Consider the following 26,537-nt stretch of genomic DNA (forward strand, 5'->3'; position numbering starts at 1 on the left):
ACTGATTATTACTTTATTATCCGCTTTAAAACCGGGTTGCAAAATTAAATAAATTTTTTCTAATTATTTACTTTTTCTTTCAAAACTTCTTCAATATATGAAAACGTCGAAAGTATGTCTGCTTTGCCCTTGTTTATAGCTATAGTATGCTCATAATGTGCCGATGGTTTCTTATCAACAGTTGATACTGTCCAGCCATCGTTCCAAAACTTCACTCCCGCACGCCCTGCGTTGATCATTGGCTCAATAGCGATCACCATTCCTTCTTCCAGTTTAGTGCCCGATCCGCGTTTACCGTAGTTAGGTACTTCTGGCTTTTCGTGAAGGTGTAAACCAACACCATGTCCCACCAATTCCTTTACTACACCAAAACCATGCTTTTCAGCATGCTCCTGTACTGCAAAACCAATATCGCCAATACGCTGACCAGCTACTGCTTTCTCAATACCGAGGTAAAGGCATTCTTTAGTAACACGCATCAATGTTTGAGTCATCTCATCCACTTCGCCTATAGCAAAGGTATAAGCCGAGTCGCCGTAGTATTTGTTTAATACAACACCACAGTCAACCGATACGAGGTCACCTTCCACCAACACATGCTGTCCCGGAAATCCGTGTACGATCTGGTCATTTAAAGATATGCACAGTGAGTACGGAAACCCATTATAGTTTAGAAATGCCGGTATCCCTCCGTTATCACGGATAAAGGTTTCGGCAAGCTTATTTAATTCAATAGTTTTTACACCGGGCGCAATAACTTTTGCTATTTCAGCCAATGTTTCTGAAACAAGTAAAGAACTTTTTCTTATGAGTTCTATCTCTTCGACAGACTTATAGAGGATCTTTGACATGTTATTAAATTAGATAACCGGCGGTGTCGTCCCAGCCGACGCCGGTATGCCCGTACGTCCTGTTATACGACCAGTCTTCATCAAACCGTCGTAATGACGCATCAGCAAATGGCTTTCTATTTGTTGTAATGTATCTAAAACCACACCCACCAGGATGATCAGTGATGTACCACCAAAAAACCTTGCGAAAATATTGGTAACACCAACCATTGTTGCAAATGCGGGTATTATCGCAATTATTGCCAGGAATATCGATCCGGGTAAAGTAATTCTTGATATCACACCGTCTATGTATTCTGCAGTTGACTTGCCTGGTTTAACACCCGGTATAAAGCCACCGTTCTTTTTCATATCGTCAGCCATCTGGTTAGGATTAACCGTAATAGCTGTATAGAAATAAGTAAATACAATGATCAGTACCCCAAACAGTAAGTTATGTTCCCATGAATTGTAATTAGCCAAAGCCATTACTACGGGATTGGTTGCTGATGAAGGGAAAAACTGTGGGATAGTAGCCGGAATAAACATCAAAGCTTGTGCAAATATGATAGGCATTACACCTGCTGCATTCACTTTTAACGGAATATACTGACGAACACCACCGTATTGTTTATTACCTACTATACGTTTAGCATATTGTACAGCAATCTTCCTTGTACCCTGAACAATCAGGATAGTAAACATAACTACACCAATAAGTGCTAAAATTTCAACGATGAAAGTGATCAAACCACCTTGTCCACCATTACGTTTTTCAAATTCAGCTATAAACGCAGTGGGCAACTGAGCGATGATACCCACCATGATGATCAGTGAAATACCATTACCAATACCTTTGTCAGTGATTTTTTCACCCAGCCACATTACGAATAATGTACCTGCAGTTAATACAAAAATTGCTAATATGTTAAACGCAGCAACACCCATAACCGGGCTGATCTGCTCAGGAGTAATCTGTGAACGTACATAACCAATAGCCTGTAACGCTGTAATACCTATAGTCAGGTAGCGCGTCCATTGGTTTAGTTTGTTACGACCACTTTCACCTTCTTTTTGCAGTTTGGCAAAATAAGGTACCGCAATACCCAATAATTGCACAACGATGGAAGCCGAAATGTACGGCATTACACCTAACGCAAAAATAGAAGCACGTGAAAACGAACCCCCTGCAAACATATTCAACAACCCTACCAGCCCCTCTTTTCCCTGCGGCGTCTTTAGAGAAGCATAGTTTACACCGGGTAAAACCACGTATGATCCTACGCGATATATTAAAAGAAATAAGAGTGTGTTAGTAATACGCACTCTTAAATCATCAATTTTCCAAATATTGGAAAGTGTAGTGAATAATTTCTTCATTGAAATTTACAACTTTACGATAGTACCACCTGCTGCTTCAATAGCTTTTTGCGCAGTAGCAGAAAATGCATGTGCTTTAACTTCCAGTTTAGCTTTCAGTTCGCCACGGCCTAATATTTTTACCAGGTCGTTTCTTGAAACCAAACCATGTTCTTTCAAAGTTGCAAAATCTACCGCAGAAACTTTGTGTTCTTCGGCTAATTTTTGTAAAGCGTCAAGATTTACACTTACATACTCCACACGGTTAGGGTTTTTGAAACCTACCTTAGGAACACGACGCTGTAAAGGCATCTGACCGCCTTCAAAGCCGATCTTTGCACTTGTACCTGAACGTGAACCAGCGCCTTTGTGACCACGGGTTGACGTTCCACCACGGCCTGAACCAGTACCACGGCCAATTCTTTTTCTATTTTTAGTAGAACCTTCTGCAGGTTTAAGATTACTTAAATTCATGATATTAAATATTTTCTACCGCTACCAAATGATTAACTTTACGTACCATACCGATGATAGCAGGGGTAGCTTCTACCTCAACACTCTGGTTGATTCTCTTTAAGCCCAAAGCCTCAACAGTTTTTTTCTGGCGCTCACTTCTATCGATCACGCTCTTAATCTGGGTTATTTTGATTTTTGCCATGATGATTACCCGTTAAATACCTTTCCTAATTCAATTCCGCGGTGTTGTGCTACAGTAACAGCGTCACGCAGTTGCGCTAATGCTGATACAGTTGCTTTAACCACGTTGTGTGGGTTTGATGAACCTTTTGATTTTGCCAATACGTTGTGTACACCTGCTGACTCCAATACGGCACGCATTGCACCGCCGGCTATAACACCTGTACCATTTGCAGCTGGTTTAATGAAAACAAAACCACCTGAAAATTTACCTATTTGCTCGTGAGGTATAGTACCATTAATGATAGGCACTTTTACCAGGTTCTTCTTAGCATCATCGATACCTTTAGCAATTGCTTCAGTTACTTCTTTTGCTTTACCTAAACCGTAACCAACTACACCGTTCTCATCACCTACTACCACAATGGCAGAAAAGCTGAATGTACGGCCACCTTTGGTTACTTTGGCTACACGCTGTATGCTCACCAGGCGATCTTTTAATTCGATCTCGCTGGTTTTTACTCTTTTTATGTTGATTGTTGACATCTCTCTTTCCGATTAAAAGTTTAAACCGCCTTCACGTGCACCTTCAGCCAATGATTTAACACGGCCATGATATAAGTAACCGTTTCTATCAAAAACCACATCTTTGATACCTGCAGCAACTGCTTTTGCAGCAACCGCTTTGCCTACAGCAATTGATTGTTCTGATTTGTTGCCTGTAGCTGCAAAATCTTTTGATAAAGATGAAGCTGATACGATAGTTTTACCTGTTACATCGTCAATGATCTGGGCATAAATACCTTTGTTGCTCCTGTACACTGACAAGCGCGGACGCTCTGAAGATCCCGAAATACGTTTTCTGATCCCCTTTTTAATTCTGTCTCTTCTTGATAATTTACCTGTCATGACGATTATTTTTTAGATGCTGATTTACCTGCTTTTCTTCTCAATACTTCGCCAACAAACTTGATACCTTTACCTTTGTAAGGCTCCGGTGCACGTAACGAGCGTATTTTTGCTGCTACCTGGCCAATCAGTTGTTTATCTATAGATTCTAAGATAATGGTTGGGTTTTTACCCTTTTCAGCAGTGGTTGTAACTTTAATTTCTTTTGGCAGTTCAAACACGTAATGGTGTGAGTAACCTAAAACCAGGTCAAGTGTATTGCCGGTGTTGGTAGCGCGGTAACCCACACCAACTAATTCCTGCTCTAACTTGTAACCCTGGGTTACGCCAACTACCATGTTATTTAAAAGCGCACGGTATAAACCATGTAATGCTTTATGACGTTTTTGTTCGGAAGGACGTTTTACAACAAGATTTCCTTCTTCCTGTTCAACAATGATATCACTGTCAACAGCCTGGTGCAATTCGCCTTTAGGTCCTTTAACAGTAACAACATTTGCGTCGCTTACTGTAATAGTTACTCCCGAAGGTAATGCTATAGGTGCTTTTCCTATTCTTGACATTGGTTAATTTCTCCTTTACTGATTAATAAACGTAGCACAATACCTCACCGCCAATATTTTGCTGGCGTGCCTCTTTATCGGTCATTACACCTCTTGAGGTTGATAGGATAGCGATACCTAAACCATTTAATACACGTGGCAAATTTGCCGTACCTGCGTATTTTCTCAAACCTGGTTTACTGATGCGCGAAATGCTGCGGATAGCAGGGATTTTAGTTATCGGATGGTATTTCAAAGCTACCTTAATAGTACCTTGAGGACCATTGTCTTCAAACTTAAAATTGGCAATGTAACCTTTGTCGAAAAGCACTTTCGTGATTTCCTTTTTCAGATTTGATGCAGGAATTTCAACAACCCTATGGTTGGCTTTAATAGCATTCCTTACTCTTGTAAGATAATCTGCGATTGGATCTGTATTCATTATTTATTGTTTATGATGGTGGTATCCGTAGACCTGCCATCGGTTCGTATTCTTTGTTGTACGTAATACGTTTAACGTTATACGTTTCTCTCTCCTGATGAACGTATAACGTATCACGTCAAACGTTCAACGTAAATTACCAGCTTGCTTTCTTTACGCCCGGTATCTTGCCTGCCAACGCCATATCACGGAATGTTACACGTGAGATGCCGAACTGGCGCATATAACCACGGGGACGACCAGTTAATTTGCAACGGTTGTGCAATTTTACCGGTGATGAAGCTTTAGGCAATTTGTCTAATGCTTCGTAATCGCCAGCGGCTTTAAGGGCTGCTCTTTTTTCAGCGTATTTAGCTACTAATTTAGCGCGTTTTACTTCACGTGCTTTTACACCTTCTTTAGCCATTATTTATTCTGATTTTTAAATGGTAAACCAAATTCTTTCAGCAACTCCAATGCTTCAACATCATTTGTTGCAGAGGTTACAAAGGTAATATCCATACCTTGTATCTTGTTGATCTTATCAATGTTGATCTCAGGGAAAATGATCTGCTCGGTAATACCCAGCGTATAGTTTCCTCTTCCGTCAAAACCTTTATCGTTAATGCCTTTGAAATCACGGATACGTGGTAAAGCAACAGCAATTAAACGGTCAAGGAATTCATACATTGTATTATCACGTAAAGTTACACGTACACCTACCGGCATATTTTTACGCAATTTGAAGTTTGAAATATCCTTCTTTGATTTTGATGAAACTGCCTGCTGACCAGTAATAGTAGTTAACTCATTGATGGTGTTTTCGATCAATTTCTTGTCCGTAGTAGCACCGCCAACACCCTGGTTGATTGCAATTTTCTCAAGTTTAGGAACCTGCATTACACTTTTGTACTGAAATTTATCTTTCAGCGCAGTGCGTATCTCGTCCTTATATTTTGACTTTAGTCTTGGTATGTACGTTTTTGCAGTTGCCATTACTTAATTTCCTCCCCTGATTTTTTTGCTACTCTTACCAATTTGCCTGCAGCATTTTTAGCTCTGCCCACGCGGGTGGCTTTTCCTGATTTAGGATCAACCAGCATCAGGTTTGAAATGTGTATAGCAGCTTCTTGTTTTACGATACCGCCATTAGGGCTGGTAGCGTTTGGCTTTGTATGTTTTGATACCATATTGGCACCTTCAACAATAACGCGGCTCTTTTCAATTATTACTTCTAATACTTTACCCTGTGATCCTTTTGAATCACCTGCAATAACCTGTACCAGGTCGCCCTTGCGGATCTTTAATTTTGCAGGTTTTGCATTTTGTTTCTTTTCCATGTTACAATACCTCCGGAGCTAATGATACAATTTTCATAAATTGTTTCTCGCGCAACTCTCTTGCAACAGGGCCAAAGATACGTGTACCTCTTGGCTCGTCCTGGTTATTTAACAAAACGGCTGCGTTGTCGTCGAAACGGATATATGAACCGTCTTTTCTACGAATTTCTTTCTTGGTTCTAACCACTACGGCTTTTGATACAGTACCCTTTTTAATGTTGCCTGAAGGCAAAGCACTCTTTACGGTAACTACTATCTTATCACCGATAGAAGCATATCTTTTGCCGGTACCGCCTAACACACGGATCACTAAAACTTCTTTAGCACCGCTGTTGTCGGCTACGTTTAATCTTGATTCCTGTTGTACCATAGTTATTTAGCCCTTTCTACTATTTGAACTAATCTCCAATTTTTGTTTTTGCTCAACGGACGGGTTTCCATAATCAATACGGTATCGCCAACACCACAAGTGTTAGCTTCGTCATGAGCCATAAATTTGGTAGTTTTCTTAACGAACTTACCATAGATCGGGTGTTTCACTTTCCGCTCAACAGCAACCACAATAGATTTATCCATCTTATTGCTGACTACCAGGCCGGTACGTGTTTTTCTTAAATTTCTTTCCATTTCGATGCTTAAAAAATTTATTTACTTTCAGAAGCAGGCGCAGCTTTGCGCTTTGTTAATTCAGTATTTAAACGAGCAATATCCTTGCGTACTTTACTGATACGGGTTGGATTCTCAATGGCCGAAACTGCATGGGCAAATTTAAGCTTGGTAAGGTTAGCCCTCTCCTCGCCTACTCTTGCGGTCAACTCTTCAGTCGTTAGCTCTAAAATTTCTGAGTTCTTCATTTTCTTATATTAGTTTTTGAGTTTTTAGTTCCAAGCCCACTATATCAACTGATAACTGCAAACTCAAAACTGCTAACTTAATTTATGCCTCTACGTAATCTCTACGTGTTACAAACCGGGTCTGAACCGGTAATTTTTGAGCTGCCAGGCGTAATGCCTCTTTAGCAACTTCCAGTGGCACACCTTCGGCTTCAAAGATGATCCTTCCGGGGCGTACTACCGCAACCCAGTATTCCGGAGCACCTTTACCTTTACCCATACGTACTTCTGCTGGTTTTTTGGTTACAGGTTTGTCAGGGAATATCCTGATCCACACCTGGCCTTCACGTTTCATAAAACGTGTTACAGCAATACGTGCAGCCTCGATCTGGCGGCTGGTAATCCAGGCCGACTCGAGTGATTTTACACCGAAAGAACCAAATGATAGTTCAGCACCACGAGTGGCCATCCCTTTCATTCTGCCTTTTTGCATTTTTCTGAACTTCGTTCTTTTTGGCTGTAGCATTGTATTTTAAGCTTTGAGATTTGAGATTTGAGATTTGAGACCCGGAATATTTACCTACAATCTCCTATCAAAATCTTTTATCTTATTAATTTATCACTTAACTTTTTAAGTCGAGATGAAAAGACAGTTCTCATATCTCACATCTCAAATCTATTATCTATTAAATTATCTTCTGCCTGGTCCACCTGGACGATTAGCACCGCCGCCGCCACCACGATTTTGACCAGGACCGCCACCAGGACGATTTTGACCACCACCGCGATTTTGACCACCACCGGCACCACCTTGGTTACCACCTCTTCTGTCATTGCTTCTGCGCTCACCACCACGTTCGCCGCCTCTTTCGTTGCCACGACCGCCAAATGATGCAGAACCTTCCGGACGGCCACCTTTACCGCTTGCGCTGCTTGTACCACCAATGTTTGGAGATAAATCGCGTTTGCCATAAACTTCGCCTTTGCAGATCCATACTTTAACACCGATCTTACCATAAGTAGTAAGCGCTTCTGCTAATGCATAGTCAATATCTGCGCGGAATGTATGCAGAGGAATTCTTCCTTCTTTATATTGTTCTGTACGTGCCATTTCAGCACCGCCTAAACGGCCTGATGTCATTACTTTTATTCCTTCAGCACCCATTCTCATGGTTGAAGCAATAGTAGTTTTCATTGCACGACGGAAAGAGATACGAGCCTCAAGCTGTTTAGCTATACCTTCAGCAACTAATTGTGCATCCAGTTCAGGACGTTTGATCTCGAAGATGTTGATCTGAACATCTTTTTTGGTCAGTTTCTTTAACTCTTCTTTGATCTTATCAACTTCCTGGCCGCCTTTACCGATCACAATACCCGGACGGGCAGTGTGGATAGTTACGGTAATGCGTTTCAATGTACGCTCGATAACTACTTTAGATATACCGCCTTTAGCGATACGTACTGAAATATACTTGCGGATCTTCTCGTCTTCAACTAATTTATCGGCATAATGATTGCCACCGAACCAATTAGAATCCCAACCTCTGATGATTCCTAATCTGTTACCTATTGGATGTGCTTTCTGTCCCATTTAAATTAATTGTTATCGTTTTTACTATCCACAATAAGAGTTACATGGTTTGAGCGTTTGCGGATACGATATCCACGGCCCTGTGGAGCAGGACGCAGTCTTTTTAACTGACGGCCACCACCTACTGATACCTCTTTTACAAATAAAGCGCTGTCTTCAACACGTTTGCCTTCATTTTTTGCTTCCCAGTTTTTAATCGCTGATAGCAATAATTTTTCAACACGTATAGCAGCTTCCTTATTGGTATATTTCAAAATGTACAATGCTTTTTCAACATTCTCACCACGGATAAGGTCAACCACCAAACGCATTTTGCGCGGTGAAGTAGGGCAGTTTTGTAACTTAGCAGCAGAAGCTCCTCCTTGCTGAGCTTTTTCCTGCTCTTTGCGTTGTCTGATTAATACAGACTTTTTGATTTTTGTTGTTGCTTCCATTACTTGTTATTTTTTCTTCTCTGCGTGACCACGGAATGTACGGGTCGGCGCAAATTCGCCCAACTTATGACCAACCATGTTTTCTGTAACGTACACAGGAATAAACTTATTCCCATTATGTACTGCGAATGTATGACCAACGAAATCAGGAGAGATCATGGAACGACGTGACCACGTTTTTACTACTGATTTCTTATTAGAATCATTCAGCGTCACAACCTTTTTCTCAAGGTTATGATCTATATAAGGTCCTTTTTTAATTGAACGAGCCATTATTTCTTCCTTCTTTCAATGATGTAACGATCAGATGTTTTCTTTTTGTCACGGGTTTTGAAGCCTTTAGCTAAAATCCCTTTACGTGAACGTGGGTGACCACCTGAGGCCCTTCCCTCACCACCACCCATAGGGTGATCTACCGGGTTCATGGCAACACCACGAACTCTTGGGCGACGGCCTAACCAGCGTTTTCTACCAGCTTTACCTAATACCGCGTTAGCTCTTTCGCCATTTGAAACGGTACCGATAGTTGCCAAACAAGTTGACAGTATCATACGTGTTTCGCCTGATGGCAATTTGATGATAGCATATTTGCCATCACGTGCCGAAAGCTGGGCATAAGTACCTGCACTGCGTGCGATAGTACCACCCTGGCCAGGGTTCAATTCAATGTTATGAATGATAGAACCCAACGGGATATTCTTTAGTGGTAAAGTATTACCAACTTCAGGAGCTGCTGTTTCGCCTGATACCACAGTTTGTCCAACTGTTAAGCCTTCAGGAGCGATCATATATCTTTTCTCACCATCAGCAAAATGTAACAGTGCTATACGTGCTGAACGGTTAGGATCATACTCGATAGTAGCTACTTTTGCAGGGATATCAAATTTATTACGTTTGAAATCGATCAACCTGTATGCTTGTTTGTGACCACCACCCATGTAGCGCATGGTCATCTTACCGCTGTTGTTACGTCCGCCCGATCTTTTGTTGGATGAAACAACCAACGACTTTTCAGGGACGTTTGTTGTGATATCCGAACTATCAGTGTCAATCCTGAAGCGGGTACCCGGAGTAACCGGTTTAAATCTTTTAACTGCCATGTCTGTTTTTATATATTGCTATAAAAATCTATTGTTTCACCGTCTTTCAACGTAATGATCGCTTTCTTATAAGTAGCTGAGCGGCCAGAAACGGCGCCTGCCTTAGTATTGCGACTCTTAAGTTTTCCAACGTATCTCATGGTGTTTACTGCGGTAACATTAACACCATACATTTTCTCAATTGCACCCTTGATCTGGATCTTGTTGGCTCTGGGATCAACTTTGAAAGCATAACGGTTCAGCTTCTCGGTTAATTGAGTTACTTTTTCAGTAAGTAAGGGTTTCTTTAAAATTTCCATAATTACTTAGCTAATGCTTCCTCCAAAGTTTTAACAGCGCCTGTAGTTAATAACAATGTACCTGCGTTTAACACATCATAAGTGTTTAACTGGTCAACTGTGATCACCTTTGATTTCTTCAGGTTTCTGCTTGATAAATACACATTTTCATTTGCAGTGCCTAATACTAATAATGTTTTCACATCGGTAACATTCAGGTCTGCAACCAGCTTAATATAGTTTTTGGTTTTGATCGAGTCGAAACTGAAATCTTCCAATACCACAATGCTGTTATCTTTAGCTTTATATGATAAAGCTGATTTACGGGCCAGTGATTTAAGCTTCTTGTTTAACTTGAAGCTGTAATCGCGGGGCTGAGGACCGAAAACACGACCACCACCATTAAACAATGGTGATTTGATGCTACCGGCACGGGCGCCGCCTGTACCTTTTTGTTTATATAATTTGCGGGTAGAACCTGCAATTTCATTACGCTGTTTTGCTTTGTGTGTACCTTGACGCTGGTTAGCCAGGTATTGTTTCACATCAAGGTAGATAGCGTGATCATTGGGCTCGATACCGAATACGGAGTCAGAAAGCTGCACCTTGGCACCTGTTTCTTTACCTGATACGTTTAATACTTTAACTTCCATCTTATTTATCGACTATTACCAATGAACCCTTAGCTCCTGGGATGGAACCCTTAACTACCATCAGGTTTTGCTCCGGATAAACTTTCAAAACCTCTAAGTTTTGAACTTTAACACGAACATTACCCGTTTGACCGGCCATACGCATACCTTTAAATACACGTGAAGGCCATGATGAAGCACCCAATGAACCTGGTGCACGTAAACGATTGTGCTGACCGTGAGTTTGCATACCCACACCACCAAAACCGTGACGTTTTACCACACCCTGAAAACCTTTACCCTTTGAAGTACCTACCACATCAACAAAATCTCCGGCAGCGAAAATATCTACAGTGATGGTATCACCAAGTGTTTTTTCGTCAACGAAAGTTTTGAATTCAACCAACTTACGTTTTGGCGTAGTGTTAGCTTTTTGGAAGTGACCTTTTAAGGGAGCAGGGGTGTTCTTTTCTTTTTTCTCACCATACGCTAGCTGAACTGCAGCGTAGCCGTCTGTTTCGACAGAACGAACTTGTGTTACCACACAAGGGCCAGCTTCGATTACCGTGCAAGGAATGTTTTTCCCTGTTTCATCGAAAATGCTGGTCATTCCTACTTTTTTACCAATAATTCCTGACATTTTCTTATTTTGTTTGTGTCCATCGAAGCAGTAGGGCCTCGTTCAAGACATATTATTCCCCGTTAAGGGACGGCAAAGATAGATATTTTAGATTAATTCTCAAATAGATAACAAGTTATTTTTTTATAAATATTTTGGAGGAGGATTTTGGTTGATTGAGAGAGCGGTTGATTGGGTTGGATTGAGTTTAATAGCCCCTAATGCTCAATTAGGAGTATATTCTAAATTACCTTTAGCTAAATTATGTAGAGCACAAAGTATTTGTAAATTTTCTAATACTGTTTCTCCGCCCTTTGACCAAGGAATTATATGATCAAAATGTATATCATTACCAGTCACTGTAATTCCACAAAGCCTACATTTATTCCCATCCCTCATCAGTATCTGAACTTTTAACCTTTCATTTGGAACTCTTTTGGTTTTGTGTTTAAAAACAATTTCATTTTCTTGTACAGTTTCTAAGGCATCTTCGACATTAACCTTTTCCTGATCAGAACCCGTTTCGGAATTAACATATTCAACAAAAGCCTCAAGCGCCTTTCTCCAAGTTCCAAATTTAGCCTCATATTGATAAGTAGAATATCTTGAAATAGGACCTACCATATCTCTATGTTGGTTGCTTTCCAATCTTTGACCACACAGTTTCCATGTCTTTAAATAAGTCCTCTTCAGAAACTTCTCGCTGATGAACCAAATTTAGTCCGGCTTTTTCTATTGCCTTATTCCAACTTCCGAATCGAGCGCTTATTGTTGCTGATCTATATTTCCCCTCATTATTATCATATCCTCTTGATGAAAGCTTAGTAATTCCCAATTTTCCAGCAACCCTGGTTAAATCCTCTAACAATTCCTGATCTGGGATATTCCTATTGAAATCTTTTAGTTGATATTTCATCCGTAATAGATTGGGTTAAGCATTGGATAAATTTAGGCATTAAAAATACAAAGACTTCCGAAGTTTTGAAAACTTCGAAAGTCTGGTGATATAAAAAATTTCAGGTGTTTCTTATCTTGAAATTTTTTCTTCCTAATTGAGTATATTTGTCTTAGATAATAAGGATATAAATGGACACTTTGCTCATACAGATTACTAATCAAAATGCGTATAGCTTATTAAATGAGCTGGAAAAGTTGCATTTGATCAAAGTCCTGAAAAAAGAAAGCACTTCTACTCAAAAACTCTCCGAAAAATTTGCGGGCAAATTACCGGCAGACGCTGCAAAGAAATTACAGAATCATATAACGCAAAGCCGCGCCGAATGGGATATGTAATTGATCGTAATGCTAAGTCATTAAAAACTATTGATCTCTGGCTGATATAGTTTACTACAACTTATGGTTGGTATTATCCCCGATCATCCGCAAAGTGGTGCGGTAAAAAACATCCGCCACAAGCTAAAATTAGTTCATCTGTACAAAAACCTAATGTAATGTCCATTAAAAGTAAACTTGCCAGGTTCGAAAAAAAAGCGCTTATAGAAATTATTTCTGATCTGTACAAAAAAAACAAATCCGTACAAGAGTATCTTGACTTTTATATTAACCCCGACGAAGGCGGATTATTGGAAAAATACCGGGTTAAGGTCTATGAAGCATTTTATCCAAAGCGAGGATTTGATTACAGTCTTAGTAAAGGAAAACAGAGCATTAGCGATTTTAAAAAACTTGACCCCTCAACTGAATTATTGATCGATCTCATGCTTTTTTATGTTGAAACTGGTATAAAGTTTACAAATGAATTTGGTGATATGAATGAGACCTTTTATAATAGCATTGAAAGCACTTTTGCCAAGGCATTGAAAATCACATACGACGAAGGTTTGCCAGGTTTGTTTGAACAGCGTTGCCTGCAGATTCTTGAAGACACCCAACACATAGGCTGGGGATTAAATGATGGGCTGTCTGAAATATTTTACAAATTCTATTAATGCTTCGCGCCCATTCAAGTGTCCACCTTTGAATGCAAGCAATGGTGAGCGTCTACAATCAACGTCAATAAATAACTCACGCCTGTTTTAAAATAAAAAGACTTCGGAAGTTTTAAAAACTTTGGAAGTCTGGTAATCCCAATTAAAAATAAAATTACTGTCTAAAACTCATTCAGCAATTCCTGTATTGTTTTGCCTTTCACTTTATCTACCTGATGCAACTTAACCCATTTGATAGATTCCTCAAGGTCTTTTAATATTTGCTTTTCCTTGGAAGTAAAGGTTTTCTTTTTCATCTATACGCCAATCTATCTAAGAAGCATGGCCAATAGGATCAAACGGTATCCGACGAATACCATGTACCCGTCCGCTATGTTTTACCTTCCATATATCGTAGGCTTTCTGCATATCAAGCCAAAATTCGGCGCTTACCCCAAAAGCATCTTCCAGGCGTACTGCCATCTCTGCAGAAATTGCGGCCCCTTCGTTCACAACTTCCGATAGTTGTTTACGGCTTACCTGGAGATTCTCAGCCGTTTTGGTAATGGGCAGTTTCATCTCTTTTAAAATATCTTCCCTCAGAATTGCACCCGGATGAACCGGCGGCATATTACTTTCCATTTTCTTTTTCCTTCAGTGCCTTAACTATGCGGCGTATTTAGCCAGTGACTATACTATTTGATGCCTTTAATTCGAAATAATACTTCCTCTTCAGCTATGCTGCTCAATTCGGATTTATCATAGATTGATACAAGGAAAATCTCTTCATTAACAAATTTCACATAAGTAATAATCCTGGCGCCACCAGATTTGCCTTTGTTCTTTGCAGAAATGCTCATCCGGATTTTATAGCAATTATTGCCAATAGATTCACCTGACTGGGGATTCTCCTTTAGAACTTTGGTGACTTTATGAAAATCGTTTTGTAGTGAGATGTATTTTTTAAAGAGTTTTTTAAACTCTCTCTCAAAAAATGGTGTAGTAACAATACTATAGCTCATTTAAAAACTGGTCAATAGTTTTTGCTTTCACCTTTCCCCGCTGATGCAGGTTAACAAATTCAACCGCTTCCTCTAATCCTTTTAAATACTCTTTTTCTTTTCGGGATAACTTCTCCGGTTTCTTATCTAACTCTTTTGAATTTGTTTTGATCACTTTCCCACCCAATTGTTCAACCAGGTCAGTTAGCGTTTTTTGAACTTTTTCCGGTATTTCAATCGTGAGCGTTGTCATATAACAAAATTAAGTAATTAATTTCTTATATTCATCCATCATATTAACTGATCATGAAAGCAATCTTTAAACTCTCCGCGCTTGTTATTCTATTGTCCATATTTTTCAGTTGTAAACCCAAACCACATGATCCGCTTGCAGGTGCCAGTCGTAAGGATAAGAATGGTTGGATCTATGTCCACCTGGAAGGCTCACCGCATGATATTGGCTACCAGCATGGATATTTGGTAGCAAAAGAGATCGATACCTTAATAAAGGTGTTTCAATTTTACCTTCCACATACCACCAATAAAAACTGGGCATGGTACCGCGAGGCAGCAGGAAGGTTTATGTGGAATAAGATCGATACCGAATATCAGCAGGAGTTAATTGGTATGTCGCAAGGCTTGAGGGCGAAAGGTATGAATTATGATTCACTTGATCTGGTCGTGTTGAATGCGAATATCGACCTGTCCTCTTACTACTTGCCGCAATTGATGAACAAAACCAAACCGGGCAGCGGAGATAATCGTGCCCCGGGCAATTGCAGTGCCTTTATTGCAAACGGTCGCTATACCAAAGATGGCAAAATTGTAATTGCACATAACAATTGGACAGACTACATCGAAGGTGAGCGATGGAATGTAATCGCCGATATTAAACCTGCCAAAGGAAATCATATGCTGATGGATTGCGCACCCGGCTTTATTCACAGTGGCGACGATTTTGTGATCACCAGCAGCGGTATACTCATTACTGAAACTACTATAACACAATTTAAAGGATTCGATACTACTAAAACCCCCGAGTTTGTTCGCGCCCGCAAAGCGGCTCAGTATGCCAATAGTATTGATGATGTCGTAAAGATCATGACCGCAGACAATAACGGCGGTTATGCAAACGACTGGCTTATCGGCGACACCAAAACCAACGAGGTGGCAAAACTGGAACTGGGACTAAAAGATTATAAGGTATGGCGATCAAAGGATACCGCTATTATCGGTTCTAACTTCCCGATCGATCCTAAACTGATAAAAGAAGAGACAACATTCGATGTAAATGACAAAACCAGTTCACCCAATGCCCGCCGCTTGCGGATGGAAAAACTGGTAGCTGCTGATTACAAGGGCAAACTGGATGCAAATACCGGAAAGACCATTGAGGGTGATACGTACAGCGCTATAGATAACAAAAATGTGCTGGACCGTTGTGTAATAGACGGGCACATAGATCAGGACCCAAGGGGTGAACCTGCCTGGAACGAAGGCCCATACTGGCCAATGGGTGCTGTACAAGGTAAGGTAACCACAACCGATTTAGCCCAAAAAATGCAATTCTGGGCACATATGGGACATCCGTCAGGAGATGATTTTCTGGCTAAACCTTATTTTGCCAAACATCCTGAATATAATTGGATGAGCCCGTATTTGCGTGATATGAAAGCTTATCCGTGGACGTTGTTTAGCGCGAAATAGCCTATACTTATCTTTACTTTGGAGGAGTTTAATGAGAGCATTTAATGAAATAAGCATTTTTGATGCGGGTGACAGGCTCAAGACTAGCTTAAAAAGTGAAATTGAAACAAAATCCAAAGAATTTATACTAGGAGTAGACGAGCAAGAATTCAAAGACTTCTTATATGCAAAATATAAATTAGAACCATTAACAGTATATTTTGAAAGTGAAGCTACAGATAAACCTGTTATTTCGAAAGAATCACGTGAAGGTCGCTACCCCGGGGAAAAATATCAGGTAGATACTTATCAATTCAATATTAATTATTCGTTTTCTGGTTCGGCAGCAATTTTCAGAATACACCCGAGTAGATGGGAAATGACATCATATGATATCAGTGTAAATGAATCAACACAAAAGGTATCACTGAGCTTTAAATTATACAATCAAAGTCCTGAAGAATTTTTTAAGGAAAAGGAAGCAGCAAAAAATAAAGCTTTTGCAAATTTGGATAATGCAAATAGAGATGCCGAAGGCTGGAATTATGGACTTAATATTTTGATCAACGGTTATTTTTCAGATCAAAAACTCAAGTTCCAAAAAGAAAATGATTTTTTCGCTGCAATAAATATTCCGATCGACAAAGGAACTCAATCAATATTTACGCCGCCGCTAATTAAAAAAAGGGAGATACCTCAACCGATCGTTAGTAAAAGTCAACAATTCGCACCAGAGCCTACAATGAGTAATTCCATGTATGACGACATATTAAAAATCATATATGACTCGGGGAAAAGCATGGAACGTAAGCCGTCTTTGTATATTGGAAAGGATGAAGAAGGTTTAAGAGATCAATTCTTGTTTATATTAGAAACAAGATACGATGCTGTTACAGCTACTGGTGAAACTTTTAACAGGAGTGGTAAAACTGATATTATTCTTAAATATTCAAAAGATGGGTCTAATTTATTTGTAGCAGAGTGTAAATTTTGGCACGGCTTCAAATTGTTTCTTGATACAATTTCACAGCTTTTTGATAGATATTTAACTTGGCGAGATTCAAAGGTAGCGGTTATAATTTTCGTTCAAAATAACGATTTTACAAGTGTCCTTAAAAATATCGCTGCTGAAATCAGAAATCATCCATATTATTTAAAAAGTAACGGTCAGAAGGGTGAAAGTTCATTTAGCTATATTTTTAGACTACAACAAGATCCTGCTAAACATGTCTTGTTAGAAGTAATGGCATTTCATTACGACAAAATTCCTTAATCTCATTCACTCATCAGCCTTCTGATCAATTCAGCACTTTGCGTTTTGCCTTCTTCAAGCCTGTCTTTGAAAAAGGCTTGTACGTCATTAAAATGCTTTTTGTAGCCTTCCATATCACCGTAACCGATAATGGCCGACCATTCTCTTACTGCCGAATGAAATTCCAGATCATCACCACGGATGGTTTTATCGTACAAAGCGGCTTCGATAGATTCCTCTAACAGTTCCTCATTTTTAAATAAGTACTCAGCAATACCCAAACGTAAACGAAAAGGTGGGGTCTGTGCGATCAGGTTATCATAAGGGTTTACGCCCAAATGGTACCAGGCATCGACCATACTTAATATACTCAAATGTGAGTTTGGTTTTTGTAATTCATGATTCTGCGAAAGCGAAAACTCCTTCATCACCTTATCGCTCAACATAATCGGCTTACGGCTTTCATGAAAAACAAAATCACGTGCACGGTATAGCCGATCCCTAAAGGCTTTTCCTTCTTCCTTTATCATCAGCTTAAATAATTCGGATTCTGATACGGCATAACGCTTTACCTGCTGGCGCGCGTAAGGATTCAAAATAGCAAGTCCTGCATACACGTGTGCTTTATAACTGAATATACGTAGGGTAGTCAATATCTTCACATTGTCTATCCCACCTACATAAGAGCCGTTTTCCCAGGGAAAAAAACCTGCTTCTTTCCAGGCGGTTCCCATACTCTCGAAACCTACATGAGTTACAGCTTGTGTATCGGCAACTATCTTATCGTGCTCATGGTAATTAGGTATCTCTACAATATCGGTTTGCACAGCAGTAAACAGATCAAACATGCGCTGATAAGCTGCCTCATCTGCACGATGTTTAATCAGGATAAGCTTCTGCCCTTTTGGCTCAAAACCCGGTCCGTGCATGGCATGGAAGGTGATTATCTGTGCGTCTGCAGGAAGGTACTTTTCAAATAAGGCTATCTCAGGGTGTTTAACCGAAGTCTGGCCAGCCACTATGGCTCCATATTTGGTTGACGGGCCATAAGCAGCCACCACCTCTTCAAGACGGTCAGCCTCAACAGAATAAATAATAAGGTCATTGGCACGGGCTACATCACCCCCATTGTCCATTATCTTTATGCCGAGCGGGTCAAGTTCTTCTTCCAGCTTAGCCCTGTTTGACGGAAGATCGCAGCCACAAACCGTATAACCTGCTTTGGCAAAGGCCTTTGCGTATAGGCGTCCCATATCGCCCAATCCAATAATACCGATATTCATTCCGCTAATATAGGTATGAGGAGACAATTATAACTAAGGCTTGATATTCCATTAATCATATTCATTTACATTTTTCTTTAATTTAGCATATCCTTTATTCATCAAAATCAGTATAAAGACAATAAAAACATTTTTGCACAGGTTAATTAATTATTAATTAACTTAACAGTCTAATTTAATTACGAATGATGAAGCGTTTATTACCCGGTTATCTATTTTTCTTTTTATTAATTTTTTTGTGTGCAGTAACGCCTGCAAAAGCACAGGATTCTACAAAAACTGCTGCTTCAGAAAAACCGATCGAAAAAAAGGCCGAACCCGAAAAGGCAGCCGTTGTAAACACGGCTACACCACCGGTATCAAGACCAGTTATTCGCTATCATAAAGCTCAATCTACAATTCCACAACAAACTCCGGCGAACAATGATTCTGCAAGCTTGAAAGATCAAATAGACCCAACACAATTAAATGCTAAAAGCCTCAATGGTCAGTATCTATATTTATTGACCAAAACCTATCATTATCAGCAACCTCTTATCACTGCGTTCTGGAGGAGTGTAAGTGACTCGATAAAGCTGATACGCAGCCAGGCAAAGGGCACGCAAGCCGGCGCAAACCATACAGTAGATAGTCTAAAAGCATCTGTACGTGCAAAAGAGCGAACCTTAACAGAGGCTATTGCAAAAAATGATTCAATCAGCTTGCTTGGTATCGATATGTCTAAAGGTACTTACAGTTTGATAATGATTTGTATCATAGTAGGTTTAGCGGTTGCATTGGCAATTGTAATGGGAACAATTGCAAAGCACAAGTACGAAGCCAAACACCGCACTGAGTTGTATGAAGAAATTGAAGAGGATTATCGCAACTTCAAGGCCAAAGCAAACGAAAAAGAAAAGAAACTGGCTCGCGAACTGCAAACCGAACGCAATAAACTGGACGAGTTGCTAGGCCGAGGGTAACCGTTGATTTGTGGTGATTAGTGGATTTCGCTGATCTTATTAAACGATATAAATAACAAAAAACCATCTTTTAGGGATGGTTTTTTGTTATTTACACTTTACTCTGTACATTAAAAGAGTTACTCCGTTCTTAGGCTCTTTACTGGGTTAGCAATTGCCGCTTTTATAGCTTGTATACTCACTGTCATCAATGTGATCATCAAAGCCCCTATACATGATGCTACAAATATCCACCAGGAAACAGTTGTATGGTATTGATAACCTTTGAGCCATCCGCTCAGGAAATACCATGATAACGGCGTGGCAATAATACATGATATGATCACCAGTTTTACAAAATCTTTAGAAAGCATTCTCCATAAATTAAATACGGATGCGCCTAATACTTTGCGAACACCTATTTCTTTGGTACGTTGCTCAGCCACAAATGAAGCCAGTCCAAATAAACCTAATGACGAAATGAATATTGCAAGCACAGCAAATATCGATGCCAGCTTGCCAATGCGCTCTTCATCTGAGAATTTTTTGGCGTATTCTTCATCTGTGAAGCGATAGTCAAAAGGACTGGCGGGATTGTACTTTTTGAAAACTCCGCCTATTTTAGTCAGTGCTCCCTGCAACTGAGCAGTTGGCTTTATCTTTATCGTGATAATATTTGCCCAATTGTAGTCTACAAAAAAGATAGTAGGCTGCACCGGCATGTACGGGGATTGCATGACCATATTGTCGATTACACCAACAACAGTGTATGCTTTTTTATCTTTGCGAATTATCTTACCTATCGGATCCTTAAAACCTGTCAGTTGAACGGCACTCTGGTTCAGTACCATAGCGCTTGTATCGCTTGCGAAATCTCTTGAAAAGTCGCGCCCCTGTCGTATGTGCCAACCGATGGTCTTACCAAAATCCCTGGTGACAGCTATGGTCCCAAAAAGCGGGTTGGTTCCCGGTTCTTTTCCATCCCATTCATATCCAATCTGATTGCTATAAACCCCAGTGGTCGGGCTTGATGACTCGGCCATGTTCTCTACTACACCGGTATTGATCAGATCATTCCTTATCGCATCATAATGCCCGTATAGATCAGGCGTGCTCATATCAATCGAGATCAGCCCTTCACGCGAATATCCCACAGGGCGGTTTTTAGCATATTGTATCTGTCTGAAAACGATCAGCGTACCAATAATTAACGTTACCGATATCGTGAACTGCAATACCACAAGTACCTGGCGTGGCAAAGCAGCAAAACGTCCAACTCGAAAAGTGCCCTTTAAAACTTTTACCGTATTAAATCCTGACAAATAAAACGCAGGATAACTGCCCGATACAAAACCGGTGAAAGCCGTAAAGAGGATAATTACCAGCCAGAATATCCCGTTAGACCAAGGGATGGACATTGATTTATCGGCTATAACATTGAAGAAAGGCAATGTGGCAAGCACTATTACTACTGCAAATACCAGTGCCAGGCCAGCCATCAATACTGATTCGCTAAGGAATTGAACAATGAGCTGCTTCCGTACCGAGCCTATAGCTTTACGAATCCCTACCTCTTTGGCACGTTTTTCAGACCGCGCTGTGCTTAAATTCATAAAGTTGATGCAAGCCAGCAACAATACGAACACTCCGATAATACCAAAAAGCCAAACATACTGGATTCGTCCACCCTTGATTTTGCCGTTCTCAAAATCGCTGTACAGCCGCCATTTATCCATAGGGTGCAGCAATAGATGTTCATTACCTTCTTCCTTCTTCACATATTTCTGCGAGATGAGTTCGATCTTAGCAGATGTTTTGGTCATATCTACATTGTCATTCATCTGCAAAAAGATCTGAAAACTATGGTTATCCCACTGAGTTGAGGCACGCTTCAACCAGGTCTCAGTGCTCATGTATTTATCCCAGGACAAGAGAAAATGTGTGTCATTAAATGATGAGTTTTTAGGAATATCCCTGTAAACACCGGCCACCTTAAAATCATATTTATTGTTCATCCGAACCGTTTTACCAACCACCTCATCGTTGCCAAAAAGCGCGATGGCCAGTGAATGATCTATCAGCGCAGACGAGGGGTCGGCCAATCCTTTCAAATTACCGCTCAGTTGCTCCAGGCCCATCATTACAGGGAATTCGGGCTGAACCCACATACCGGATTTAGCCATTTTTTTTTCGCCTGTGCCAACAATGAACCCGAAGTTCCATGAGGTGAGGGTTACGTATTTAAAATCAGAGGCATATTTATTGCGAAGTTCCCACCCAAGCGGGATAGCCATGGCCTGACCCGTTCCCGTCTCGTTATTAAAAGTTTGGGTAATCATTACCTGTGCTATCTTTTTGTGGTTTGCATGATAATGATCAAATGTCAGTTCGTCGTACATCCAGAAACCTATCAGCATGGCTACTGCCATACCGCAAGCGAGCCCCAGCACATTAATAGAAGAATAAACTTTATTCTTAAGCAAATTGCGCCAGGCGATTTTGAAGTAATTTTTAAGCATCTTTTTATCCGGTTTAGATAAAAGACGCCTGGAATTTTTAATCGTTGCAGGAAAAATGCAAAAAAGGCCAATCTTTTTCAAACTGGCCGTTTACTAATAACTTATAAAATAGGCTGTTGCCTATTATCCTAAAAGAAGAGAATATCTATTCTTTGCTCTTTAATCTCATAAAACATCGAACAATTTTTGTGAACAACTGCTTTTCGTATGTTTTCATTATTGCTTACGGTTTGAAAAATCAAAGGAGACCTACTTATCACATCTACAACATCGTAAACACGCCTCCTAAAATTCAAAAGCTCGCGCTCACCCCACCTCTTTAAAATTTGATTTCCTATCGAATCAAACGTATCGTCCGCTTCATCAGTAAAGACTACATCAAATTGCATTGGTTATGCTGCGGGATATTTCTTTTTGAATTCTTCGAATGTTATAAATCGCCCTGTAGCAGCATCTTCCTGGCCACGCTTTATTCCTTCAAGAACCTGCTCGGGTAGAGATTCATCTTCTTTTTCGAAATGTATATCCAATGCTTCTAAAAAAGCTTTCACAACTTTTTCCTGTTCCGCCGTAGGATGTATCACATAAGTACTCATAACTCAAATATAAGTAATTTCAACAAAAAGGCCAATCTTTTCAGACTGGCCTCTTTAATATGATCTTCCGGTACTATCAGACTTTGATTTATCAATTTATGATACTCTTCTTTTGTTGTTCTGGACTTTCACTCGTCACATTTAGTTCAAATAAAAAGTTTTTGTAAAGGTCTTTATCAAAAGGCATAATTTTACTATCAGGCTTCCCATCAAAAAGTATAAAAAATTGCAGTCCAATTGTATATTCGCCAGAAGGCAATGATAATGCCTGAGAATAACTCCTTATTGCTTTCAAAACCTCTGAGTCACATTCGCTTGTAAGATGCCTAACAAAATGAATATCATCAATCATTTTATTTTTATTTAACTTAAAACAAATAATCATTCTACCTTGCGTATAAGCTTTGAGCTCAGTCGCGGGATATTTGATATTTTTTAATAAATAAGTCCGCAGAGACTCAATTGTGGAATCTATTTTTGGGGATTCTTTTTGTGAATATGCTTTTATAGAAAAAAATGATGCGACAATGATTATGTATACCGACTTCATATTGTCATAAAGGTTCAAGATAAAGGTTCAAGATACGGCTAGTAGTTTATAAAATTAAAAACATTTTACCGTATAACAAAAAAAGCCACTCTTTACAGAATGGCTTTTTGTAATATCTGATCTTCCGGTACTATCACACCTTGATCTCAACTTCAACACCGCTTGGCAATTCAAGCTTCATTAAAGCATCAACAGTTTTTGAGTTTGAACTGTAGATATCCAATAATCTCTTGTAAGAGCATAACTGGAATTGCTCACGTGCCTTTTTGTTTACGTGCGGTGAACGCAATACGGTAAACACTTTCTTTTCAGTTGGCAGCGGAAGCGGTCCGCTAACTACAGCGCCCGTAGGCTTTACTGTTTTTACGATCTTCTCAGCTGATTTATCAACCAGGTTGTAATCGTACGATTTTAATTTGATTCTGATTCTTTGGCTCATTTTGTTTGTTTTTATACCAACCCTAAGAGCTATTTGTTAGAGTTAGTGGTTTGTTAATTTATGTGCAGATGTGCGAATATGCAAATGTGCGGATGATATTTGCATATCTGCACATCTGCATATTTTCACATCAACTTATGCGTTTGCAGCAGCTTTTTTACCTTTTGCTTTAGCAACTACTTCTTCCTGTACGTTACGTGGGGCTTCAGCATAGTGATCAAACTCCATGGTTGAAGTAGCACGGCCAGAAGTAATGGTACGTAACTGAGTTACATAACCAAACATTTCTGAAAGTGGTACAGTTGCTTTAATTACTTGTGCACCTGCACGTGAATCCATACCTAAAAGCTGGCCACGACGACGGTTCATATCACCGATAACATCACCCATGTTTTCTTCAGGGGTTAATATCTCTATCTTCATGATTGGCTCAAGCAATACCGGTTTACATTTTGGCAATGCTTCGCGGTAACAGCTACGGGCTGCAATTTCAAATGATAAAGCGTCTGAATCGACTGCGTGGAATGATCCGTCAATTAAACGAACTTTCATACCTACCAGTGGGAAACCGGCTAATACACCGTTCACCATAGCAGCTTTAAAGCCCTTTTCAACAGATGGGATAAACTCACGCGGAATTGAACCGCCAGATATTTCGTTTACAAACTCCAGACCAGTTTTACCTTCGTCATTTGGAGATATGATAACTTGTATATCGGCGAATTTACCACGACCACCAGTTTGTTTCTTGTAAGTTTCGCGGTGTTGGGTTGTACCTGTAATTGCTTCTTTGTAAGCAACTTGCGGAGCACCCTGGTTTACTTCTACTTTAAACTCACGTTTTAAGCGGTCCATGATAATGTCCAGGTGAAGCTCGCCCATACCTGAAATTACAGTCTGGCCGGTTTCTTCATCTGTATTTACACGGAATGTTGGATCTTCTTCAGATAATTTACCTAAAGCCATACCTAATTTATCTACGTCTGCCTGTGTTTTAGGCTCAATGGCTAAACCGATAACCGGCTCAGGGAAGTTCATAGACTCCAACACAATCTGGTGTTTCTCGTCACAAAGTGTATCACCTGTTTTGATATCCTTAAAGCCTACTACCGCAGCAATATCACCAGCTCCAACATTAGGGATAGGATTTTGCTTGTTAGCATGCATCTGGAATATACGGCTGATACGTTCTTTATTTTCTGAACGCATATTATATACATACGAACCTGCTTCCAAATTACCTGAGTATACACGAATAAAGCACAAACGACCAACAAACGGGTCAGTTGCAATTTTAAATGCTAATGCTGCAAAAGGTTCTTTTTCTGATGGCTGGCGTAATATTTCTTCGCCTGTTTCAGGATCATGGCCCACGATACCCTTGTTATCCAAAGGTGAAGGCAATAATTCCATTACATAATCAAGCATGGTTTGTACACCTTTGTTTTTGAAAGATGAACCGCAAACCATAGGAACGATCTTGGCATCCAAAACAGCCTTACGTAAAGCGTCTAATACTTCGCGCTCCGTGATGGTTTCAGGAGCATCAAAGAATTTCTCCATCAGGCCTTCATCATATTCAGCTACTGATTCAAGCAGTTTTTCTCTCCACTCAGTTGCTTCCTCAATCATATCTTCAGGGATAGGCACTTCGGTAAAGGTCATACCTTTATCATGCTCATTCCAAACAATACCTCTCCAGTTGATCAGGTCGATAACACCTTTAAAGTGCTCTTCAGCACCGATAGGTAACTGAAGTGGAACAGCATTACTGCCCAACATGCTTTTTACTTGTTTTACAACATTTAAAAAGTCAGCACCAGAACGGTCCATTTTGTTTACGAAACCGATACGTGCTACGTTGTAGTTGTTGGCCAGGCGCCAGTTAGTTTCAGATTGAGGCTCAACACCGTCAACTGCTGAAAATAAGAAAACCAATCCATCCAATACACGTAACGAGCGGTTTACCTCAACGGTAAAATCCACGTGTCCCGGTGTATCGATGATGTTAATGTGGTAGTTATGGCCACGGTATTTCCAGCCTACAGTTGTAGCAGCAGAGGTAATTGTGATACCACGCTCCTGCTCTTGTGCCATCCAGTCCATTGTTGCTGCACCTTCGTGCACTTCACCAATTTTGTGGCTAACACCCGAGTAATAAAGTATACGTTCGGTTGTAGTGGTTTTACCGGCATCAATGTGAGCGGCAATACCTATATTTCTTGTGTATTTAAGATCTCTTGACATATTCAATGATTGATTGAGTGAATTAGTGAATTAGTGATTGAGCCTTAATATTCACTCATTCACTAACTCACTCATTCGCTAATTATTAGAATCTAAAGTGTGAGAACGCCTTGTTAGCCTCGGCCATCTTGTGCGTATCTTCTTTCTTCTTCACTGCAGCGCCTTCACCTTTAGAAGCTGAGATGATCTCGCCTGCTAATTTCTCCATCATGGTTTTTTCGCCACGACGACGTGCATAGCTGATCAGCCATTTCATACCCAAAGCAACTTTACGCTCCGGACGAACTTCTGTAGGCACCTGGAAGTTTGCACCACCAACACGGCGGCTTTTAACTTCAACAGCTGGCATTACATTATTTAACGCTTTTTTCCAGGTATCAAGGCCACTTTCGTTGGTTTTCTTTTCAACTATTTCAACAGCGTTATAGAATATTGCGTATGCGGTAGATTTCTTACCGTCAAACATCATGTTATTTACAAACCTGGTTACCAAAATATCATTGAATTTTGGATCAGGAAGAAGGATTCTTTTTTTAGGTTTTGACTTTCTCATTGCTTGCTATCCTCCTTT

At 40.1% G+C, this 26,537-nt stretch carries 40 protein-coding genes; 5 read left to right on the top strand and 35 right to left on the bottom strand.

The window, feature by feature from the left end; translation table 11 throughout:
• Nucleotides 1-59 precede the first annotated feature (59 nt).
• The 24 genes from map to ACPPVU_RS21810 form a co-directional block, all read right to left on the bottom strand.
• Nucleotides 60-851 carry a type I methionyl aminopeptidase gene (gene map / locus ACPPVU_RS21695; protein WP_426668830.1) on the bottom strand — a complete coding sequence of 264 codons (792 nt, stop codon included), beginning with the start codon at nt 849-851 and terminating at the stop codon, nt 60-62.
• A 9-nt stretch (nt 852-860) separates the two neighbouring features.
• Nucleotides 861-2,210: a preprotein translocase subunit SecY gene (gene secY, locus ACPPVU_RS21700; RefSeq protein ID WP_426668831.1), complete on the bottom strand. Its 1,350-nt coding sequence runs from the start codon at nt 2,208-2,210 to the stop codon at nt 861-863.
• Between the two features lie 6 nt (nt 2,211-2,216).
• Complete coding sequence (gene rplO / locus ACPPVU_RS21705) at nt 2,217-2,663, bottom strand: 50S ribosomal protein L15 (RefSeq protein WP_426668832.1); 447 nt, start codon at nt 2,661-2,663, stop codon at nt 2,217-2,219.
• 4 nt (nt 2,664-2,667) lie between these two features.
• Nucleotides 2,668-2,847 carry a 50S ribosomal protein L30 gene (rpmD, locus tag ACPPVU_RS21710; RefSeq protein WP_426668833.1) on the bottom strand — a complete coding sequence of 60 codons (180 nt, stop codon included), beginning with the start codon at nt 2,845-2,847 and terminating at the stop codon, nt 2,668-2,670.
• 5 nt (nt 2,848-2,852) lie between these two features.
• The gene (gene rpsE, locus ACPPVU_RS21715) at nt 2,853-3,371 is read right to left on the bottom strand and encodes a 30S ribosomal protein S5 (protein ID WP_426668834.1); all 519 of its coding nucleotides are present in this window, start codon (nt 3,369-3,371) and stop codon (nt 2,853-2,855) included.
• 12 nt (nt 3,372-3,383) lie between these two features.
• Nucleotides 3,384-3,734, bottom strand: a complete 351-nt coding sequence (rplR, locus tag ACPPVU_RS21720) for a 50S ribosomal protein L18 (RefSeq protein ID WP_426668835.1) — start codon at nt 3,732-3,734, stop codon at nt 3,384-3,386.
• A gap of 5 nt (nt 3,735-3,739) precedes the next feature.
• The gene (gene rplF / locus ACPPVU_RS21725) at nt 3,740-4,297 is read right to left on the bottom strand and encodes a 50S ribosomal protein L6 (RefSeq protein WP_426668836.1); all 558 of its coding nucleotides are present in this window, start codon (nt 4,295-4,297) and stop codon (nt 3,740-3,742) included.
• Nucleotides 4,298-4,319: 22 nt separating this feature from the next.
• A complete protein-coding gene (rpsH, locus tag ACPPVU_RS21730; RefSeq protein ID WP_426668837.1) occupies nt 4,320-4,718 on the bottom strand; it encodes a 30S ribosomal protein S8 in 399 nt (132 codons plus the stop codon).
• A gap of 136 nt (nt 4,719-4,854) precedes the next feature.
• On the bottom strand, nt 4,855-5,124 hold the full coding sequence (rpsN, locus tag ACPPVU_RS21735) for a 30S ribosomal protein S14 (protein WP_426668838.1): 270 nt from the start codon (nt 5,122-5,124) through the stop codon (nt 4,855-4,857).
• Nucleotides 5,124-5,693: a 50S ribosomal protein L5 gene (gene rplE / locus ACPPVU_RS21740; RefSeq protein WP_426668839.1), complete on the bottom strand. Its 570-nt coding sequence runs from the start codon at nt 5,691-5,693 to the stop codon at nt 5,124-5,126. Before rplE ends, rpsN begins: the two co-directional genes overlap by 1 nt.
• Nucleotides 5,693-6,037 carry a 50S ribosomal protein L24 gene (gene rplX, locus ACPPVU_RS21745; RefSeq protein WP_426668840.1) on the bottom strand — a complete coding sequence of 115 codons (345 nt, stop codon included), beginning with the start codon at nt 6,035-6,037 and terminating at the stop codon, nt 5,693-5,695. The genes rplE and rplX overlap by 1 nt, the downstream gene beginning before the upstream one ends.
• Nucleotide 6,038: 1 nt before the next feature.
• Complete coding sequence (rplN, locus tag ACPPVU_RS21750; protein WP_066006038.1) at nt 6,039-6,407, bottom strand: 50S ribosomal protein L14; 369 nt, start codon at nt 6,405-6,407, stop codon at nt 6,039-6,041.
• A gap of 2 nt (nt 6,408-6,409) precedes the next feature.
• Nucleotides 6,410-6,664 carry a 30S ribosomal protein S17 gene (rpsQ, locus tag ACPPVU_RS21755; RefSeq protein WP_426668841.1) on the bottom strand — a complete coding sequence of 85 codons (255 nt, stop codon included), beginning with the start codon at nt 6,662-6,664 and terminating at the stop codon, nt 6,410-6,412.
• 17 nt (nt 6,665-6,681) lie between these two features.
• Nucleotides 6,682-6,891 (bottom strand): 50S ribosomal protein L29, encoded by a 210-nt coding sequence (gene rpmC / locus ACPPVU_RS21760; RefSeq protein ID WP_426668842.1) that lies wholly within the window; start codon nt 6,889-6,891, stop codon nt 6,682-6,684.
• An 82-nt stretch (nt 6,892-6,973) separates the two neighbouring features.
• Nucleotides 6,974-7,396, bottom strand: a complete 423-nt coding sequence (rplP, locus tag ACPPVU_RS21765) for a 50S ribosomal protein L16 (protein ID WP_426668843.1) — start codon at nt 7,394-7,396, stop codon at nt 6,974-6,976.
• Between the two features lie 165 nt (nt 7,397-7,561).
• Nucleotides 7,562-8,461: a 30S ribosomal protein S3 gene (gene rpsC / locus ACPPVU_RS21770; RefSeq protein ID WP_426668844.1), complete on the bottom strand. Its 900-nt coding sequence runs from the start codon at nt 8,459-8,461 to the stop codon at nt 7,562-7,564.
• 5 nt (nt 8,462-8,466) lie between these two features.
• Nucleotides 8,467-8,895 carry a 50S ribosomal protein L22 gene (rplV, locus tag ACPPVU_RS21775; RefSeq protein ID WP_426668845.1) on the bottom strand — a complete coding sequence of 143 codons (429 nt, stop codon included), beginning with the start codon at nt 8,893-8,895 and terminating at the stop codon, nt 8,467-8,469.
• 6 nt (nt 8,896-8,901) lie between these two features.
• A complete protein-coding gene (gene rpsS, locus ACPPVU_RS21780) occupies nt 8,902-9,168 on the bottom strand; it encodes a 30S ribosomal protein S19 (protein WP_147034189.1) in 267 nt (88 codons plus the stop codon).
• The gene (rplB, locus tag ACPPVU_RS21785) at nt 9,168-9,995 is read right to left on the bottom strand and encodes a 50S ribosomal protein L2 (RefSeq protein ID WP_426668846.1); all 828 of its coding nucleotides are present in this window, start codon (nt 9,993-9,995) and stop codon (nt 9,168-9,170) included. The genes rpsS and rplB overlap by 1 nt, the downstream gene beginning before the upstream one ends.
• Nucleotides 9,996-10,003: 8 nt before the next feature.
• Complete coding sequence (rplW, locus tag ACPPVU_RS21790; protein WP_426668847.1) at nt 10,004-10,294, bottom strand: 50S ribosomal protein L23; 291 nt, start codon at nt 10,292-10,294, stop codon at nt 10,004-10,006.
• 2 nt (nt 10,295-10,296) lie between these two features.
• Complete coding sequence (gene rplD / locus ACPPVU_RS21795) at nt 10,297-10,926, bottom strand: 50S ribosomal protein L4 (protein ID WP_426668848.1); 630 nt, start codon at nt 10,924-10,926, stop codon at nt 10,297-10,299.
• A gap of 1 nt (nt 10,927) precedes the next feature.
• Nucleotides 10,928-11,545 carry a 50S ribosomal protein L3 gene (gene rplC, locus ACPPVU_RS21800; protein WP_426668849.1) on the bottom strand — a complete coding sequence of 206 codons (618 nt, stop codon included), beginning with the start codon at nt 11,543-11,545 and terminating at the stop codon, nt 10,928-10,930.
• Between the two features lie 204 nt (nt 11,546-11,749).
• Nucleotides 11,750-12,172: an HNH endonuclease gene (locus tag ACPPVU_RS21805; protein ID WP_426668850.1), complete on the bottom strand. Its 423-nt coding sequence runs from the start codon at nt 12,170-12,172 to the stop codon at nt 11,750-11,752.
• A complete protein-coding gene (locus tag ACPPVU_RS21810; RefSeq protein WP_426668851.1) occupies nt 12,153-12,440 on the bottom strand; it encodes a homing endonuclease associated repeat-containing protein in 288 nt (95 codons plus the stop codon). The genes ACPPVU_RS21805 and ACPPVU_RS21810 overlap by 20 nt, the downstream gene beginning before the upstream one ends.
• 170 nt (nt 12,441-12,610) lie before the next feature.
• Here ACPPVU_RS21810 and ACPPVU_RS21815 point away from each other — a divergent pair, with 170 nt between their 5' ends.
• Complete coding sequence (locus tag ACPPVU_RS21815) at nt 12,611-12,817, top strand: hypothetical protein (protein WP_426668852.1); 207 nt, start codon at nt 12,611-12,613, stop codon at nt 12,815-12,817.
• A 158-nt stretch (nt 12,818-12,975) separates the two neighbouring features.
• On the top strand, nt 12,976-13,473 hold the full coding sequence (locus tag ACPPVU_RS21820; protein WP_426668853.1) for a DUF6155 family protein: 498 nt from the start codon (nt 12,976-12,978) through the stop codon (nt 13,471-13,473).
• A gap of 161 nt (nt 13,474-13,634) precedes the next feature.
• On the opposite strand, the gene ACPPVU_RS21825 is transcribed toward ACPPVU_RS21820, so the two are convergent.
• The 4 genes from ACPPVU_RS21825 to ACPPVU_RS21840 are packed head-to-tail and all read right to left on the bottom strand — an operon-like array spanning nt 13,635 to nt 14,706.
• Nucleotides 13,635-13,769: a hypothetical protein gene (locus ACPPVU_RS21825; protein ID WP_426668854.1), complete on the bottom strand. Its 135-nt coding sequence runs from the start codon at nt 13,767-13,769 to the stop codon at nt 13,635-13,637.
• 16 nt (nt 13,770-13,785) lie between these two features.
• Nucleotides 13,786-14,094, bottom strand: a complete 309-nt coding sequence (locus ACPPVU_RS21830) for a HigA family addiction module antitoxin (RefSeq protein ID WP_426668855.1) — start codon at nt 14,092-14,094, stop codon at nt 13,786-13,788.
• A gap of 53 nt (nt 14,095-14,147) precedes the next feature.
• Entirely contained in the window at nt 14,148-14,474 is a 327-nt protein-coding gene (locus tag ACPPVU_RS21835; RefSeq protein ID WP_426668856.1) for a hypothetical protein, read from the bottom strand.
• On the bottom strand, nt 14,464-14,706 hold the full coding sequence (locus ACPPVU_RS21840; RefSeq protein WP_426668857.1) for a hypothetical protein: 243 nt from the start codon (nt 14,704-14,706) through the stop codon (nt 14,464-14,466). The genes ACPPVU_RS21835 and ACPPVU_RS21840 overlap by 11 nt, the downstream gene beginning before the upstream one ends.
• Nucleotides 14,707-14,759: 53 nt before the next feature.
• Here ACPPVU_RS21840 and ACPPVU_RS21845 point away from each other — a divergent pair, with 53 nt between their 5' ends.
• Together ACPPVU_RS21845 and ACPPVU_RS21850 are read left to right on the top strand one after the other, a co-directional pair.
• Nucleotides 14,760-16,160 (top strand): C45 family autoproteolytic acyltransferase/hydolase, encoded by a 1,401-nt coding sequence (locus ACPPVU_RS21845; protein ID WP_426668858.1) that lies wholly within the window; start codon nt 14,760-14,762, stop codon nt 16,158-16,160.
• 31 nt (nt 16,161-16,191) lie between these two features.
• On the top strand, nt 16,192-17,412 hold the full coding sequence (locus ACPPVU_RS21850; RefSeq protein WP_426668859.1) for a hypothetical protein: 1,221 nt from the start codon (nt 16,192-16,194) through the stop codon (nt 17,410-17,412).
• Between the two features lie 2 nt (nt 17,413-17,414).
• Here ACPPVU_RS21850 and ACPPVU_RS21855 read toward each other — a convergent pair whose 3' ends face one another.
• Nucleotides 17,415-18,674: an NAD(P)-binding domain-containing protein gene (locus ACPPVU_RS21855; RefSeq protein WP_426668860.1), complete on the bottom strand. Its 1,260-nt coding sequence runs from the start codon at nt 18,672-18,674 to the stop codon at nt 17,415-17,417.
• A gap of 185 nt (nt 18,675-18,859) precedes the next feature.
• Here ACPPVU_RS21855 and ACPPVU_RS21860 point away from each other — a divergent pair, with 185 nt between their 5' ends.
• A complete protein-coding gene (locus ACPPVU_RS21860) occupies nt 18,860-19,636 on the top strand; it encodes a hypothetical protein (RefSeq protein WP_426668861.1) in 777 nt (258 codons plus the stop codon).
• A 119-nt stretch (nt 19,637-19,755) separates the two neighbouring features.
• On the opposite strand, the gene ACPPVU_RS21865 is transcribed toward ACPPVU_RS21860, so the two are convergent.
• The 6 genes from ACPPVU_RS21865 to rpsG form a co-directional block, all read right to left on the bottom strand.
• The gene (locus ACPPVU_RS21865; protein ID WP_426668862.1) at nt 19,756-22,134 is read right to left on the bottom strand and encodes an ABC transporter permease; all 2,379 of its coding nucleotides are present in this window, start codon (nt 22,132-22,134) and stop codon (nt 19,756-19,758) included.
• Between the two features lie 392 nt (nt 22,135-22,526).
• The gene (locus ACPPVU_RS21870; RefSeq protein ID WP_426668863.1) at nt 22,527-22,730 is read right to left on the bottom strand and encodes a DUF2683 family protein; all 204 of its coding nucleotides are present in this window, start codon (nt 22,728-22,730) and stop codon (nt 22,527-22,529) included.
• A 91-nt stretch (nt 22,731-22,821) separates the two neighbouring features.
• A complete protein-coding gene (locus tag ACPPVU_RS21875; protein WP_426668864.1) occupies nt 22,822-23,280 on the bottom strand; it encodes a hypothetical protein in 459 nt (152 codons plus the stop codon).
• A 133-nt stretch (nt 23,281-23,413) separates the two neighbouring features.
• A complete protein-coding gene (gene rpsJ, locus ACPPVU_RS21880) occupies nt 23,414-23,719 on the bottom strand; it encodes a 30S ribosomal protein S10 (RefSeq protein WP_078347761.1) in 306 nt (101 codons plus the stop codon).
• A gap of 135 nt (nt 23,720-23,854) precedes the next feature.
• On the bottom strand, nt 23,855-25,966 hold the full coding sequence (gene fusA, locus ACPPVU_RS21885; protein ID WP_426668865.1) for an elongation factor G: 2,112 nt from the start codon (nt 25,964-25,966) through the stop codon (nt 23,855-23,857).
• Nucleotides 25,967-26,051: 85 nt separating this feature from the next.
• Complete coding sequence (rpsG, locus tag ACPPVU_RS21890; protein WP_426668866.1) at nt 26,052-26,519, bottom strand: 30S ribosomal protein S7; 468 nt, start codon at nt 26,517-26,519, stop codon at nt 26,052-26,054.
• Between the last annotated feature and the right edge of the window lie 18 nt (nt 26,520-26,537).

Source organism: Mucilaginibacter sp. McL0603 (assembly GCF_049992945.1).
In the GTDB taxonomy this organism is placed as follows: domain Bacteria; phylum Bacteroidota; class Bacteroidia; order Sphingobacteriales; family Sphingobacteriaceae; genus Mucilaginibacter.